The 14,859-nt window shown below is 71.8% G+C and carries 12 protein-coding genes; 6 read left to right on the plus strand and 6 right to left on the minus strand.

Features of this window, described 5'->3' with window-relative positions; translation table 11 throughout:
* Positions 1-2,144 (minus strand): HWE histidine kinase domain-containing protein (locus CH341_RS18610; protein ID WP_111420490.1); only part of this gene is annotated, 2,144 nt, incomplete at its 3' end.
* Positions 2,145-2,416: 272 nt separating this feature from the next.
* Here CH341_RS18610 and CH341_RS18615 point away from each other — a divergent pair.
* Entirely contained in the window at positions 2,417-3,160 is a 744-nt protein-coding gene (locus tag CH341_RS18615) for a Crp/Fnr family transcriptional regulator (RefSeq protein WP_111420491.1), read from the plus strand.
* An 84-nt stretch (positions 3,161-3,244) separates the two neighbouring features.
* The gene (locus CH341_RS18620) at positions 3,245-3,733 is read left to right on the plus strand and encodes a DUF992 domain-containing protein (protein ID WP_111420492.1); all 489 of its coding nucleotides are present in this window, start codon (positions 3,245-3,247) and stop codon (positions 3,731-3,733) included.
* A 58-nt stretch (positions 3,734-3,791) separates the two neighbouring features.
* On the opposite strand, the gene CH341_RS18625 is transcribed toward CH341_RS18620, so the two are convergent.
* Together CH341_RS18625 and CH341_RS18630 are read right to left on the minus strand one after the other, a co-directional pair.
* Positions 3,792-4,235, minus strand: a complete 444-nt coding sequence (locus CH341_RS18625) for a hypothetical protein (protein ID WP_111420493.1) — start codon at positions 4,233-4,235, stop codon at positions 3,792-3,794.
* Between the two features lie 79 nt (positions 4,236-4,314).
* Positions 4,315-4,899 (minus strand): TetR/AcrR family transcriptional regulator, encoded by a 585-nt coding sequence (locus tag CH341_RS18630; RefSeq protein ID WP_111420494.1) that lies wholly within the window; start codon positions 4,897-4,899, stop codon positions 4,315-4,317.
* Between the two features lie 144 nt (positions 4,900-5,043).
* On the opposite strand from CH341_RS18630, the gene CH341_RS18635 reads away from it, so the two are divergent.
* The gene (locus CH341_RS18635; protein WP_111420495.1) at positions 5,044-6,021 is read left to right on the plus strand and encodes an SDR family NAD(P)-dependent oxidoreductase; all 978 of its coding nucleotides are present in this window, start codon (positions 5,044-5,046) and stop codon (positions 6,019-6,021) included.
* Positions 6,022-6,219: 198 nt separating this feature from the next.
* Here CH341_RS18635 and CH341_RS18640 read toward each other — a convergent pair whose 3' ends face one another.
* Positions 6,220-7,203 (minus strand): Bug family tripartite tricarboxylate transporter substrate binding protein, encoded by a 984-nt coding sequence (locus tag CH341_RS18640; protein WP_111420496.1) that lies wholly within the window; start codon positions 7,201-7,203, stop codon positions 6,220-6,222.
* Positions 7,204-7,246: 43 nt separating this feature from the next.
* Positions 7,247-8,344: a mandelate racemase/muconate lactonizing enzyme family protein gene (locus tag CH341_RS18645; protein ID WP_111420497.1), complete on the minus strand. Its 1,098-nt coding sequence runs from the start codon at positions 8,342-8,344 to the stop codon at positions 7,247-7,249.
* 101 nt (positions 8,345-8,445) lie between these two features.
* Between CH341_RS18645 and CH341_RS18650 the strand changes: the two genes are divergently transcribed.
* From CH341_RS18650 to CH341_RS18660, 3 genes are all read left to right on the plus strand, one after another.
* Entirely contained in the window at positions 8,446-9,423 is a 978-nt protein-coding gene (locus CH341_RS18650; RefSeq protein WP_170149702.1) for a LysR family transcriptional regulator, read from the plus strand.
* 68 nt (positions 9,424-9,491) lie between these two features.
* Positions 9,492-9,848, plus strand: a complete 357-nt coding sequence (locus CH341_RS35305) for a hypothetical protein (protein ID WP_111420499.1) — start codon at positions 9,492-9,494, stop codon at positions 9,846-9,848.
* A 149-nt stretch (positions 9,849-9,997) separates the two neighbouring features.
* Entirely contained in the window at positions 9,998-10,546 is a 549-nt protein-coding gene (locus tag CH341_RS18660) for a disulfide bond formation protein B (RefSeq protein ID WP_111420500.1), read from the plus strand.
* Between the two features lie 178 nt (positions 10,547-10,724).
* Here CH341_RS18660 and CH341_RS18665 read toward each other — a convergent pair whose 3' ends face one another.
* The gene (locus tag CH341_RS18665; protein WP_170149703.1) at positions 10,725-14,228 is read right to left on the minus strand and encodes an autotransporter domain-containing protein; all 3,504 of its coding nucleotides are present in this window, start codon (positions 14,226-14,228) and stop codon (positions 10,725-10,727) included.
* Positions 14,229-14,859: the final 631 nt, after the last annotated feature.

The following is a 14,859-nucleotide window of genomic DNA, read 5'->3' on the forward strand; positions in this document are numbered from 1 at the left end:
ACATAGGCGGCGGGAATCGCGAAGCGGGCGACCAGCCCGGTCGGGGCGTAGTCGACCGACGCCTCGCCCTTGAGGTCGTGCCGGATCGAGCGCTCGATCACGGTCGAACCGAAGCCGCGCCGCTTCGGCGGGACGACCGGCGGGCCGCCGGACTCGCGCCAGCGCAGCGCCAGCCCCCCGTCGCGCCCGAAGCCGGCGGCGATGTCGACGCGGCCGCGCTGGTCGCTGAGCGCGCCGTACTTCGCCGAGTTGGTGATCATCTCGTGGACCACCAGCGCGATGGTGGTGAACGCCTCCGGCTCGATCAGCACGTCGGGGCCGGCGAGGCGCACGCGCTCGCCCTTGCCCAGATAGGCCGCCGCTTCAGCGGCGATGAGGCTGCGCAGCGAGGCCGGGCCCCAGTGGTCGGCCGTGATCTGGTCGTGGGCCCGGGCGAGCGCCTGGATGCGGCCGCCGACCACCTCGGTGAAGGTCTCGATGGTCGAGGCGGAATCGCGGCTCTGGGTGATCACGCCGCGGATCAGGCCGAGAATGTTGCGGATGCGGTGGTTGAGCTCGGCGATCAGCAGATCCTGCCGCTCGACGGCGCGGCGGCGCTCCTCCTCGGTGAGATCGGAGAGCTGCAGGATCACCTCCAGCAGGCTGACCCGGAGCTGCTCGGCGATCCGGCATTCGACCGGCAGCCAGGGCATCGACTGGCCCGTGACGGTCTCCTTCCAGGTCTCGAAGCTGTTGCGCGGGGTGAGGCGGTCGCCGTTCGGGCCGATCGCCTTCGGCGCGGTGGGATCGCCCGCCCAGGCGACGGTGCGGGCGACCTCGCGGCGGAAGAACACGAGATAATCGCGCGCCGGGCGTGACAGCGGCACCACCATCATGCCGGCGGCGCGGTCGGCGAAGGCACGGCCGGGCGGATACTCCTCACCGATGTCGTGGCGGGCGTGGACCTTGTCGATCGCCCGGCTGTCGATATGGGCGACCAGGGCCCCGAACTCGTCGAGCGTCGGGGTCTGGCCCTTCAGCGTGGCACGCCCGTTGGTCCACACGCCGATGCCGTCGCAGGTCAGCAGATCCGCCATGTCGTCGAGATGCGCCACCACGCTCTCGAACCGCGTCGCCTCGCGCGCCATCGCGGTCACCAGGCGATGGTGCAGGGCCTGGGCGCGCGCCTCGTAGGCAGCCTCCACGGCGCGCTCGCGGTTCTCCAGCAGCAGCGAGAACACCTGCGCGAACAGCTCGGCCGCGGTGCGCCGGCCGAAGGCGACGCGATGCGGCGCGTAATGATGGCAGGCGAACAGGCCCCACAGCCGGCCGTTCCGCAGGATCGAGACCGACATGGAGGCCTGGACGCCCATGTTGCGCAGATACTCGATGTGGATCGCCGAGACGCTGCGCAGCACGCTCATCGACAGGTCGAGGGGAGCGCCGTCCGCCGCGCCGGGCACGACCGGCACGGGCGCGGCCTCGATGTCGGGAATGATCCGCAGCACGTTGCGCTCGTACAGCACGCGGGCCTGGCGCGGGATGTCGGAGGCCGGGTAGTGCAGGCCGAGGAACGAGCCGCGGCCGGGATCGACGGCCTCGGCCACCACCTCGCCGGAGCCGTCGTGGTCGAAGCGATAGACCATCACCCGGTCGAAGCCGGTGAGCGCCCGCATCTCGCGGGCGGCGGTGCGGAAGAAGCTCCTCTGGTCGCCGGTGCGCTGCAGCCGCGCGATCATGTCGCGGGCGAGCGCGGCCGCCGCGGTGTCGCCTTCACCGGCCGTCCACTCGCATTCGATCACGATCGTGTCGGCGATGCCGCCCGTCCGGGTGGCCGGGACCACGTGGGCGGCGACGTCGCAGCGCAGGCCCGGGGCGACCTCGAGCGAAAAGCCGCGCGCCACCATGTCGCCGGAGACGCCCTGCAGCAGGCCGCGAATCGTGTGCAGCGCCTCGTGCGCCACCACGGCGTCGAGCGGCCGGCCGGCGAGCGCATCCGGCGCCACCCCGAGCGCCGCCGCCGCATTCGCCGAGGCGTGCGTGATCGTCCAGTCGTCGGCCGCGACGGCGAGCAGGAATCCGAACGGCTGGACGGCGCCGAGCAGATGGATCGGCTCGCGGTCGCAATTCGTCAGGTCCACGGTCGGGCCGTTCTCGGCGTTCATGTCTGGTCCGGTGATCGGGAAACCGCCGGTACGCGGCGGCAGGCGCAAATGCGCTGCTGAGCTCCGGCCGGGCCGGGACGGCCATGCATTCGGAAGCGTCCGAGGGCGATCCGGCGCTCCCTCCGGGGAGCCTGAACGCCGGGTCCGTAGAAACACCATGCCACCATTGCGGCCCGTGGTCGGTGCACTTGTGAACACATCGGGGTCGTGCGATGCGCTAGATGGACGCTGGCCTCCCTCAGACGACCGGCACAGCACCGCATCCGCACCCCATGAGCAAGCACCCCGACGGGCCCGGCGACCGGCCCGACAACAACCTGCTGCGAACCTTGCGCGACGCCGACTTCGCGCTGCTCGGACCCTATCTCGAGGTCACCGCGCAGGATGCGAACCAGCTTCTCTACAGCCCGGGCGACAACGTCGAGATCGTGCATTTTCCCTGCGGTCCGAGCCTCGTCTCCTATCTGGTCGGCAACGAGGATGGGCGCGACGTCGAGACCATCCTGGTCGGACGCGAGGGCGCGGTCGGCGGCATCGTCAGCTTCGGCCACCTGCCGGCCTATTGCCGGATCGTCGTGAAATACGGCGGGTCCTTCGCGCGCCTCCGGGTCACCCAGCTCGAGGCCGCCAAGGCCAAGTCACTGACGCTGCGCTACCTGTTCGCCCGCTACGCGGATTGCCTGCTGGCCCAGGTGTTCCAGTCGACCGCCTGCAACGCGATCCATTCGATCGAGCAGCGCGCCGCAAAATGGATCCTGTCGGCCATGGATCGCACCGGCGACCACGTGGTGCCGCTCACCCACGAGCAGCTCGCCACCATGCTGGGCGTCGGGCGCAGCTACACCAGCCGGGTCATGCAGGGGTTTCGCGCCGAGCAGATCCTGGAGACGCGGCGCGGCGCCGTGGTGGTGCGCGATCCCGAGGCGCTGAAGTCGCGGGCCTGTCTCTGCAACGAGGCGGTCAAGGGCCACTTCGACAGCGTGCTGCGCGGCGTCTACCCGGCCGGCGAGGATTAGCGCGTCGGGCGGCCACCGGCATTGCGGCATGGACCGGCCGTCCTGTATCAAGACACCCGCCAATTCCGGCTGAAGGGGACATCCATGCTCAAGACGTGTTCGATCCTGGCGGCGCTCGCCTCCGTCGCGGTGCTCGCACTGCCTGCCGCCGCCCAGGCTCCGGGCGCCTCGTGGACCCAGGTCGGCATGCTCGACTGCCGGGTCGATCCGAGCATCGGCTTCATCATCGCCGGTCACCAGTCGATGCAGTGCCGCTTCACCCAGAACGCCCCCATCCCGCCGCAGGGCTACCAGGGCGCGATCAACACGGTGGGGATCAGTATCGGCGTCTCGGCCGGCGGCCGGCTGGCCTGGGCCGTGTTCGCGCCGACCACCGGGGTGCCGGCCGGCGCCCTGGCGGGCGAGTATATCGGCGCCAGCGCCGATGCGGCCCTCGGCGTCGGGGTCGGGGCCAATGTGCTGATCGGCGGCTCCAACCGCACCGTGGCGCTGCAGCCGCTGTCGCTCGAAGGCTCGATCGCCTTCAACGTCACGCTCGGCGTCTCGGCCCTCAAGCTGCGCGCCGTGAACTGAGCCGGCCGGCGGCCGGACTGTCGCCTTTCCCCGTCCGCGGGGGGAGGCGTTTTTATGCTCACGCCCGCGGCAGCGCCGCCGGCTGGGGGACCTCGGGGGCGTCGCTGGTGTCGGCGTGGATCTCCTCGCGGATCACCCGCAGCGTCACCTCGTGCAGATAGGCCCGCAGCGCCGTGTCGAGCTCGGTGAACTCCGGCCACAGCACCTCGTCGACGAAACCGCGCGGCACCCGCAGCATGACGGTGGTCCGGCGCTGGCGCGGATAGCGGTAGGGCGAAAGCCCGTAGCGGCGGCACAGGGCGACGAAGAGCTGCACCGACCAGGTGTCCGGCACCGTGAACTTCATCTCGATCGGTGGGTCGTGCCGTTCCGCATCCTTCAGCCGGGCCCGCACCCGATGGAGGGCCGCCTCCGCCGCGCTGCGCTCCCCCGGCGTCCCGGCCCCGGCGAACAGCGCCTCGATCTTCTTCAGCTTCTCGCGCAGCAGCGCGTCGCTCGTCATGCCCGTCCCGCCCTGTGTTTGCGCGGGGCGAGCCGAGCACCCCGCAGGCGGCGAAGTCAACGGCCGGCGGCCCCGGGCTTCACCGCGCCTTCAGGCCGGCCAGGATGATGTCGATGACCTGGTAGGCGGTGTCGCGCCGGTTCGGGCCCGCCTCGGGCATGACCACGCCGGCCACCGCCCACAGCAGATCGAGCGGATCGATGTCGATGCGGATCTCGCCGCTCGCCACGCCCCGGTCGACCAGCAGCGAGAGCGCCGTGCGGATCGCCGTCAGCGAGCCGGCGTAGAGCTCCGAGGTGCCGCCGGCCATGCCTTCGAGGGCGGGCGCGATCACCTTCTTGGTCGCCAGGAAGTCGACGAACACCCGCAGCCAGCAGCGCAGCGCCTCGACGGGCGGGTGCTCGGCGGCCAGCCGCGGTGCGGCGTCGGCGAGCTGCCGCAGCGCATCGCGATACACCTCCGCCAGCAGCGCGTCGCGTTCCGGGAAGTGGCGGTAGAGCGTGCCGATCCCGACGCCCGCCCGGCGGGCGATCTCCTCCAGGCTCACCGACGGGCCGACCGCCGCGAAGGCCGCGGTGGCGGCGTCGAGCAGGCGCCGGCGGTTGCGCTCCGAATCGGCGCGCGGCTTTCGCGACGATGCTGCGGACTTTTTTTCGCCCGTCATGGCCGAGGCTCCCCTTGATAAACGGAGGGTACCTCCGTATTTAGAAGCGGAGACATCCTCCGTTTACGTCGTGTCGGCCGGTTCGGCAACCCCGACCGCGGCCCGCGGGAGGCTTTGTCGTCGCGGCAGGCATGGGAGTGGATCATGGCGAAGACCTTCGGTGCGACCAGCACCACGGACGAGGTGCTGGCGGGCATCGATCTCGGCGGTAAGCGCGTCCTGGTGACGGGCGTCTCGGCCGGCTTGGGCGTCGAGACCGCCCGGGCGCTGGCAGCGCACGGCGCCCACGTGGTCGGGGCGGCGCGCGACCTCGCCAAGGCCGAGGCGGCGACCCGCGGGGTCCGCGAGGACGTCAAGGGCGGCGGCGCGCTCGAGCTGGTGGCGCTCGACCTCGCCTCGCTCGCCAGCGTACGGGCCTGCGCCGACGCCCTGGTGAAGGCCGGAGCGCCGTTCGATCTGGTGATCACCAATGCCGGCATCATGGCCTGCCCGTTCGGGCACACGGCGGACGGTTTCGAGACCCAGTTCGGCACCAACCATCTCGGTCACTTCGTTCTGGTGAACCGCATCGCTTCGCTGATGCGGCCGGGCGCCCGGCTGGTGACCCTCTCCTCGGCCGGCCACCGGTTCAGCGACGTCGATCTCGACGATCCCGGCTTCGTGCGCACGCCCTACGATCCGTGGCTCGCCTATGGCCGTTCCAAGACCGCCAACGCGCTGTTCGCCGTCGGCTTCGATCGTCGCCACGCGGCGCGTGGCGTCCGTGCGACGGCGGTGCACCCGGGCGGCATCGCCACCGAGCTCGGCCGCCACGCCTTCCCGAATCCCGACGACCTGCAGACGTACCTGGACCAGATCAACGCCGCCCAGGCGGCCGCCGGCAAGCCGCCGCTCCGCCTCAAGACCGTGCCGCAGGGCGCCGCCACGTCGGTGTGGGCCGGCGTCGTCGCCCCGGCCGAGCAGGTCGCCGGCCGCTATTGCGAGGACTGTCGGGTCGCGGCGGTGAACGACAGCCACGACGGCGGCGCGATCAGCGACGGCGTGCGCTCCTACGCGATCGACCCGGACCGCGCCGACGCCCTGTGGCGCAAGAGCGAGGCGATGGTCGGCGAGCGGTTCTGAGCCGGATCCTGCTCACCGGAATGCTGTCGGTTCGGGGAGCACCGATGTGCCTCCCGGACCGGCGGTTGCGGGCGCCCCGTCCCCGTCCCCGGACGGGGCGCCCTTGCATCTGATCACGTCACCTCGCTGGGGCCCTAAACCGCGCCGGCAGAAGCGAAGTGTTTTTGTCGCGACGGAACGGTCGGGTCCGCGCCGCCGTCACTCCGGCTTGATGTTGCCCAGGTCGATGATGTGCTTCCACTTGGCCATCATCGTCTCGATGTGGGCGGCGTAGGCCTGCGGGGTGGAGCCGATCGGCTCGTAGCCGATCTCCTCCATGCGCCGGCGGGTCGCCGGATCCTGCACCGCGGCGGCCGCTGCGGCGGCGAGTCGCGCCAGGATGTCGGGCGGCAGATTCGCCGGGCCGACCAGTCCGAAATCCGGGGCGGCATCGACGCTCGGCAATCCCGCCTCGGCCATGCTCGGCACGTCGGGAAGCAGCGCCACGCGGCCCGTGGTGACCCCGAGCGCCTTCAGCTTGCCGGTGCGGATCTGCTCCAGCACCGCCGGGATGGTGGAGAAGTTGAAGTCCACCTTGCCGGCGATCAGATCCATGATCGCCGGCCCACCGCCCCGGTACGGCACCGAGACGACCTCGAGGCCGGCCTCCTGACGGAACTGCTCGCAGCCGAGATGCACGGCCGTGCCCATGCCGGCCGTCGCCATGGTGAGCGATCCGGGCTTCGCCTTGCCGAGCGCCACCAGCTCCTTCACGCTCGACACCGGCAGGCTCGCGGGCACGACCAGCACCAGCGAGGTGCGGGCGAGCAGCGAGATCGGCGTGAAGTCGCGCCTCGTGTCGTAGGGCAGCTTGGCGCCGAACAGGCCGGGATTGACCGTGAAGGCGCTGTCGACCACGCCGACCGTGGTGCCGTCCGGCGCCGAGGTCGCGATCGCCTGGGTGCCGATCTGGCTCGCCCCGCCGCCGCGATTGTCCACATAGAGCGACTGGCCGAGTATTTGGCCCATCGGCACGGCGACGAGCCGGGCGACGATGTCGGAGGCGCCGCCCGCCGCATAGGGCACGATCACCTTGATGGGCCGCTGCGATTGGCCCTGGGCCCATGCCGGCCGCGCGAACGCGCCGGCGGCGGCGAGGCCCGTCAGTCCGGTCAGCACCGTGCGCCGGCTGGTCCTGGTCATTGGTCTCTCTCCCGGTTTGCTTGTTTGTTTGCTTGCGTGTCGTTCAGGCGCGGAACCGCGCGATCAGCTCGGGGTCCGGATCGCCGCCGAGGCCCGGCGCCTCCGGCACGGCGATCTCGCCGGCCTCGATCGGCACGAACTCACCGCAAGGATCGAAGGCGAGATCGCAATAGAAACGCTCGAGCGCGCTCTCGCGCGTCTTGGCGGCGAGCACCTGGATGGTGGCGAGATAGCCGGGACCGAAGAACGGCGAGTGCGGCACGCAGGTGAGGCCGGCCGCCTCCGCCTCGGTGCAGATCGTCCACAGCGGCGTCAGACCGCCGATCTTGATCGCGCTCGGCTGGACGTAGTCGACGCAGTCCGCCGCCCGCATCTTTGGGAAGTCGAGCGGGTTGCCGGCGTTCTCGCCGATCGCGGTCGGAACGCCGGTGGCCCGCCGCAGGTCCGCCAGTGCGGAAAAATCCTCCGGCGGCCAGATCGGCTCCTCGATCCACAGGATGTTCGACTCGGCCATCGCGGCGACCGGCGCGGCCGCCTCGCCGGGCCGCCAGGCGCAGTTGGTGTCGACCATGATCGGGACGTCGGGTCCCGCGGCGGCGCGCGCGGCGATGACGGCCTGGACGGTGCGCTCGTGCAGCTTGATCTGCGGAAAGCCTGCGCCGAGCGCCTTGTCGATCGCGTGGCGCAGGCGGTCGGCGTCGCCGTAATACTGGAGCAGCGAGGCGTAGACGGCGATGCGGTCGCGCTTGCGTCCGCCCAGGAGCGTCGACACCGGGACGCCGGCGAGCTTGCCGCGCAGATCCCACAGCGCGATGTCGAGGCCCGAGATCGCATGCACGGTCGGTCCGGTGCGGCCGAGATTGTGCAGCGTGCGCTCGATGCGGTCCGGCAGTCCGGCGTCGTCGACGCGCTGGCCGAGCGCCAGGGGTGAGACGAACTCGTCGACGGCGGCGACCACGGCCGACCAGAAGCTGCCATAGGCCTCGCCCCAGCCGACCATGCCGTTGTCCGCCGTGACGCGGACCAGCACGGTGTCGAGCGTCGTCCGCGGCCGTCCGGCGAACTGCGGCTTCGGCGCCCAGTGATCGAAGGGGATCCGCAGCGGGATCGCCTCGATGCTCGCAATCGTCGCCCTGGCCATGCGTCGCGCCCGTGCTCGGTGTCTGTCGGGGCCGCATTGTGGCCCCCTGTGTCATGTGCTCCTAATGCCGTTTGGTGCAGCATTCATGTTCCGGGGTTATGATGTTGTCGCTGAGGGAGCTGGACGTCTTTCGCCGGATCATGGAGCTCGGCACCATCACGGCGGCGGCCGAGACGCTGCACATCTCGCAGCCGGCGGTGAGCCGGATGCTGCAGCAGGCCGAGCAGCGGCTCGGCTTCCCACTGTTTCTGCGGCGCAAGAAGCGGCTGGTCGCGACCTCCGAGGCGCACGCCTTGTTCCCCGACACGGTCGGCGCCTTCGCGGCGCTCGACGTGGTTCAGCGGCGCGCCGCCGACCTGAAGGCCGGCACGGCCGGTGTCCTCAACGTCGCCGCCACGGCGGCCTTCGCCAACACGCTGCTGTCGGCCGCCGTCGCCCGCTTCCGGGCGAGCCGGCCGGACGTGGTGTTCACGCTCAAGGCCATGATGGCCCGCGAGGTCACCCTACAGGTGGCGGATCATCGCGCCGATGTCGGCTTCATCATCGATCTGATCACGGTGCCGGGGGTCTCGGTCGTCGACCTGTGCGCCACGCCGTTCGGCTGCGTCATGCCGGCGACACATCGGCTCGCCGCCCGCGCCACCGTGACGCCAGCCGATCTCGCCGGCGAGCCGCTGATCGTGCTCGGCCGTCACCTGCCGCTCGGCATTTTGGCGATGCGCGCCTTCGCCGAGGCCGACGTGCCGCTCGAGGTCGCCGTCGAGGTGACCCAGTCGACGGTGGCGTGCGGGCTGGTGCGGGCCGGCGCCGGCATCGCGCTGCTCGACGGCCTCGGCCTTCTGGGCGCCGCCGACGACGGGCTGGTCATGCGGCCGTTCCGGCCCGCCATCGCGGTGCCGGGGCGGCTGGTGCTGCCGCGCCACCGGCCGCCGTCGCGCCTCGCCGAGGACTTCGTGACGGTCGTCCGAGACGTGATCGCGGAGAGCGCGCCCGGCACCCTGCGGTATCGGCGGGCGGCCCGGTCGGCGGCACGCGCCGATGGATCTCGCGACTTGACCGCACGCCCGGCGCGTCGCTAGCTCGTGCGGCGTTCGCGGCCGGGATCGCCGCGAGGCGGATCAGTCGGATTTTTCGTCAGGAGGCAGTCGTGGTCGAGCGCACCGAGACGTCCGTGCCGGAAGGGGTCGAGATCATCGCGCCGGGGGCCGACGGCGGCACCGTGGTCGCCACCGCGCAGCTTCCGAACCTGACGATCGAGGTGGTTCGCGGCGTGCCGGACGGCGCCGGCGAGCGCATCTCGATCCACCTGCAGGCGACGCCGTCCTTCGAGGCGTTCGGGCGCGTCCTGGAGGCGACCAATCCGTTCGCGATGTGGGCCCAGGCCGTGCAGCTCGCCTGGGCGCCGTTCCTGTCCGCCAACCCGCTGCTGCCGTTTTCAGGCATGACGGCCTGCGGCGCCGGTCGGCCGAAGGGGCTGAAGGGACCGGGAGGGTCCGAAGGCTGAGGCCGTCGCGGTCCGGCAGGTCTCCTCCGCGCCGCGCTGCCTTGCCTTGGCCGAAATGGCGGCACACAAGCCGGCGGCCGGCGCTGCGCCGGCACCGGCCGGCCCGCGACGGGCGCGGCGCCCCCGTTTCGAGCCGCACGAGCCTTCCGATGAGCTTCCGTTCCGACGCGATCGCGACCCCGCAGGCCGACACCCGCCGCTGGCCGCCCGCCGCCCTCGCCGCCGTCCTGGTCGCCGCCGCCTCGACCGCGATCCTGCTCGGCGCCACCTTCTTCCAGCACGTGGTCGGCATCCCGCCGTGCCCGCTCTGCCTGGAGCAGCGCATCCCGCATTACGTCGCCGTGCCGCTCGCCCTCGTGGTGGCTCTCCTCGCCTGGCGGCGCGCGCCGCGCGCCGTGGTGGCGATCGGCTTCCTCGCCGTCGCGGCGGCGCTGCTGACGGCGGCCGGCATCGGGGCCTATCACGCCGGCGTCGAGTGGGGTTTTTGGGCGGGCCCGAGCGACTGCAGCGGTGACATCAAGGCGTTCGGCAGCGCCGGCAGCCTGCTCCAGCAGATGCAGACCACCTCGGTGATCCGCTGCGACGTCGTGATGTTCCGGTTCCTCGGCCTGTCGCTCGCCGGCTGGAACGTGGTGATGTCGGTCGGCCTCGCCGCCGTCGCCCTGTGGGGCCTCGCGAAGACGCTGCGCCGCGCCTGAGCGGCAGTCGGCACCCCGAGGGCTTATCGTCAGGCCGTCATTCCGGGGCGCACCGCAGGTGCGTACCCGGAATCCAACCACAATCTCGGAGCCTGCCGCTGGATTCCGGGTCCGATGCTTCGCATCGCCCCGGAATGACCACCGAACAGATGAGCCCGCCTGCGTGGTCAGATCCGGCTCAGAACCTCACGGTCAGGCTGCCGCGCGCGCCCTGGCTGCGCATCGCGTCGCCGAACTGGCCCGTGTAGGAGAGGCCGAGCGACATGGTCGCGGTCAGGGCGGTCGAGAGACCGGCCTCGACCAGCGCCGCGTCCCTGGCGATCGGGAGGCCGGCGACGCCGAACGGGGCCGAGCCGGCGAAGCTCATCGTCGCGGTCGGGGTGACGTCGCCGAACGCATGGCGCCAGCCGAGCGTGCCGCTGGCCGTGACCGTATGGGCGCCGAGCACGACGTCGGTCGCGACCCGCAGGCCGAGCGTCGACAGGCCAATGTCGGGACTCGCGGCCTTGCCGGTCAGCGCCGCGCCGCCGCCCTGCTCGGTGAAGCGGTCGCCGTCGACCCGGACATAGGCGAGGCCGGCGAACGGCTCGAAGGCCAGCCGGCCGACGCCGATCCGATAACCGACATCGCCGAAGGCCTGCACCGTGTGGGCGTCCCAGCGCCCTGTCAGGCTCTCGTAAAAGCCCGGGAAGGCGACGCTGCGGCTCGTGCTCACGTCGCTGAACGTGTAGGCGGTGCCGAGCCGCAGTCCGAGTGCGCCGAGCTGGGTGCCGCCGTAGAGGCCGACGCCGTAGTTGTCCGAGCTGCCCGAGGCGCGGCGGTCCGACACCCCGTAGGAGGCGTGGCCATATCCGACCACGAGGCCGAACCGCCAGGTGTCGAGGACCGACGCGTCGGCGCCGACCAGGAACCCGCCGGCGTCGTGCGACAGGCCCCCGGCATTGCCGTTGCCATCGGTGCGGCCCCAGGTCCCGTAGCCCTGGGCCCAGACGGCGGTCGCCCGGCAGCCGGCCGCGGCGCGCGCATCGACGACGGCCGACGCGGGCGCGTTGCCGCAGGCGACGCTCGTCCCGGCCCCGGCCCCGGCGCCGCCGGTGGCGGCCCGGACCCGGTCGATGGCGGCGTTGCGCACGAAGCGGCTGTCCTCGACCATGGCGCCCGCGATGGAGGCGTGGACGTCGCCCGAGAGCTGGTCGAAGGCGGAGCGGGCCTGGACGTCGGTGGGAATGCCGCCGACCGCGTCGCGCAGCGCCCCGCCGGCCGGCAGGGCCTGCAACGTGCCGGCGACGGCGAGCTGGTTCCGCGTCGCGGCGGCCGCCGTGAAGGCGCGGGTCTGCACGGCGTCGACATAGACGCTGGTGGCGTCGTAGCCGACCAGCCACGAGTAGAACGCCGAGGCCGCCATGTCGCCCGTCACCGCGTAGCTGCCGGTCAGGCCGCCGGCGGCGGTCAGCAGCGTGTAGCGGGTGCCGATCGAGAACGGGCCGCTGCCGTATCGGGTGAGCTCGAGGACCGCGCCCCCCGCGATGGTCGCGGTGCCGCCGACCGCGATCAGGTCGGAGGTCGCGCTGCCGGGCGCCAGCTCGGCCTTGTAGGTGGAGCCGGCGGCCTGCAGGTAGTTGCCCGTGACGGTCAGGGTTCCGGGGCTGCTGCCGGGCGTGATGGTGGAGCGGGCGAGCGCCGTGACGCCGCCCACCGTGCCGGAGCCCGTGAGGGTGGCGCCGCTGTCGACCTGGGCGACGGCGCCGATCGCGCCGGAGACGCGCAGGATGCCGCCCGTCACGTCGAGCGTGCCGGTGAAGCCCGACGAGTCGCCGGTCAGCGTGGTGGTGCCGGCGATCGCCTTGATGGTGCCGGTCCCGGTGATCGAGGGGGAGAACAGGTAATTCGAAGAGGTGTGGTTGAAGACGAGCTCGCCGCCGCCGGCGCCGAACACCACGCCGTGGTCCGCCGTCACGGTGCCGGGGGCGACGGCCGCCTGGCCCTGCTCGGCGCCGATCACCAGCTTGCCGGTCGAGCCGGCGACGTAGGCGATCCGCAGCTCGTTGGCGACATGCAGCGCGGCGCCCTCCTGGACCACGATGGTGCCGTTGCCGTAGGAGCCGGCATAGGCGTTGCCCAGATAGCTTCCGTGCGGGACGGTGGTCAGGCTGGATCCTGCCCCGGTCAGCAGCAGCGTGCCGGTCCGGCCGGCGTCGACGCCTGTCCCGAAGATCGAGGCGGTCGCGGTGGCGCCGTCCGAGATCGTCAATGCGCCGTCGCCGGCGGTGCCGTTGCCGTTGCCGCCGACATAGATCACGAGATGGCCGTCCAGCACTGTGCCGGCGCCCGTCACGGTCATGGTCGCGGCGCCGCTCCCCGGGCTTCCCTGGACATAGACGCCGTCGGCCTCGAGCCTGGCGCCGTTCGACACCGTCACGGTCGCGTCGCTGATGCTGAGCCAGCCGTCCGACGCGACGAAGCTGTCGGGTGTTCCCGGGTGCGCGGTCCCGACCAGCACTTGGGATCCGGCGCCCGTCACGGCGACGGTGCTGCCGCCGTAGAGATAGAAGCCGTATCCGGTCTCGAACGTGCCGCCGCCCTGGACCGTGATGGTGCCGGCCGAGCCGGCCGCGCTGTTGCCGACGAACGCGCCCTCGGTGGCGGTGAAATGACTGCCGGCCCCGGAGACGGTGACGGTGGCCGATCCGCCGCTGCCTTCCGCGCCGCTGAGGGTGCGGGCCGTGACGGTGGCGCCGCCCGTGACGGTCAGGCTGCCGGAGCCGCCGTATCCGAGCGACAGCGCGTCGAAGGTCGCCGACGAGCCGCTGCCCGTCACGGTGATCGAGCCGGTGCCGTCGGCGCTGTAGCCGGCCGTCGTCACCCCGGTCGCCGTCAGGCTGCCGCCGCTCTCGACCCGCAGCGTGCCGGTCGCGCCGGCGTTGCGGCCGATGTCCATGGAGGCGAAGCTCGCCGTGGCGTGGTCCGCCACGGTCAGCGTGCCGGAGCCGGACAGGCCGAGATAGAGCATGCCGGCGCTGGTCCATCGCGAGCCGGTGCCCGTGATGGTCGCCTCGCCGGTCGCATTGGCCTGGTTGCCGAGATAGCTCGCCGCCGTGGTGTCCAGGGTCGCGCCGCTCTCGACCCGCACCGTGCCGGAGGCGCCGGAATACATGCCGATCTGGAGGGCGCCGAGATCGGCCGCTCCGCCGTTCGACAGCGTCATGCTGCCGATGCCCTCGTAGCCGACTCCCACCGTGCTCGAGACGGTCCAGGACGAACCGGCGCCGTCGATCGTCACGGTCCCGTTGCCGGTGCCGAGGCGACCGAGATGGAGGGCGCTGCTCTCGACGGTCGCGCCGCCGGAGACGTCCACCCGGCCGGTGCCCTCGACGCCGACGAGAATCCCCCAGGTGCTGGTCCAGCTGCTTCCCGCCCCGGACACCGTGACGGTCGCGTTCGACCCGACCGCGTTGCCGACATTGTCCCAGCCGTTGGTGATCAGGCCGCCGCCGTTCGCGATGGCGAGCGCGGGGGCGGTCGCCGTGGTGCCGAGCTGCACCGAATCGACGGTAGCCGACTGTCCCGAGATCGTCGCCGTCACGGCGCCGTCGACCACCGCGGTGGCCGAGGTGCCCGGGGTGGTGCCGCCGGACCAGTTGCTGCCCGAGAACCAGTCGGTGCCGGGACCGATCCACGTCACGTCGGCGGCGACGACCGGAGAGACGAGCGCCGTGGAGGCAAACAGGATCGACAGGGCAGGGAGGTTTCTCGGAAGCCTATGTCCGCGCGAGGCCGTCGCTGGAGACCACTTTCGCTCCGACGCCGCCGCGTCACGCCCGGCATGATCGAAACCCTTCATCGAACGTCCCCACTGTGCACGGCGAATCGATCGCCGTTCGCGCACGAACTTGGTCGTGCACGACGTCGCGAGACCGATCGGCAGCGGTCGTCCGCCACGTTCGGCCTTCGTCATCGATCCGTATTGTTCTTGAGGCGCCGGAAGTGTCCTTCCGGCGCGGGCGGCTCGTCGTGTCTTGCCCGCCAGTCGATGCAACCTGAGATAATAGGTTTTCAACCGCGGAAACAACGTATTAATAAATTCCGAATTAGGCCGGCCTTTGTCAACGTCGCAGCGGCGGCGGTCCGCCGCGGTGTGGACGTCGTCCCGCCAGTGTTGCTGCACGGTTACAGTCGGCGCCGTTCAGGCCGCTGCGCGGGCCGGAGCCGCGGCATGTCCCGCCGTCTGCCGGGTGCTCGGCGGCGCCCGAGGCGCGCGGTGGGCGTGGGCCCGGCGAATCGAATCGGAATCAGAATCGAGCGCCGACGACTCG

Source organism: Rhodoplanes roseus (assembly GCF_003258865.1).
GTDB classification, from domain to species: domain Bacteria; phylum Pseudomonadota; class Alphaproteobacteria; order Rhizobiales; family Xanthobacteraceae; genus Rhodoplanes; species Rhodoplanes roseus.

What these genes read in the sequence shown, in the direction of transcription:
- CH341_RS18615 (WP_111420491.1), top strand. Translation starts at nt 2,417, where the DNA reads ATGAGCAAGCACCCCGACGGGCCCGGCGACCGGCCCGACAACAACCTG.
- CH341_RS18620 (WP_111420492.1), top strand. Translation starts at nt 3,245, where the DNA reads ATGCTCAAGACGTGTTCGATCCTGGCGGCGCTCGCCTCCGTCGCGGTG.
- CH341_RS18625 (WP_111420493.1), bottom strand. Translation starts at nt 4,235, where the DNA reads ATGACGAGCGACGCGCTGCTGCGCGAGAAGCTGAAGAAGATCGAGGCG.
- CH341_RS18630 (WP_111420494.1), bottom strand. Translation starts at nt 4,899, where the DNA reads ATGACGGGCGAAAAAAAGTCCGCAGCATCGTCGCGAAAGCCGCGCGCC.
- CH341_RS18635 (WP_111420495.1), top strand. Translation starts at nt 5,044, where the DNA reads ATGGCGAAGACCTTCGGTGCGACCAGCACCACGGACGAGGTGCTGGCG.
- CH341_RS18640 (WP_111420496.1), bottom strand. Translation starts at nt 7,203, where the DNA reads ATGACCAGGACCAGCCGGCGCACGGTGCTGACCGGACTGACGGGCCTC.
- CH341_RS18645 (WP_111420497.1), bottom strand. Translation starts at nt 8,344, where the DNA reads ATGGCCAGGGCGACGATTGCGAGCATCGAGGCGATCCCGCTGCGGATC.
- CH341_RS18650 (WP_170149702.1), top strand. Translation starts at nt 8,446, where the DNA reads ATGTTGTCGCTGAGGGAGCTGGACGTCTTTCGCCGGATCATGGAGCTC.
- CH341_RS18660 (WP_111420500.1), top strand. Translation starts at nt 9,998, where the DNA reads ATGAGCTTCCGTTCCGACGCGATCGCGACCCCGCAGGCCGACACCCGC.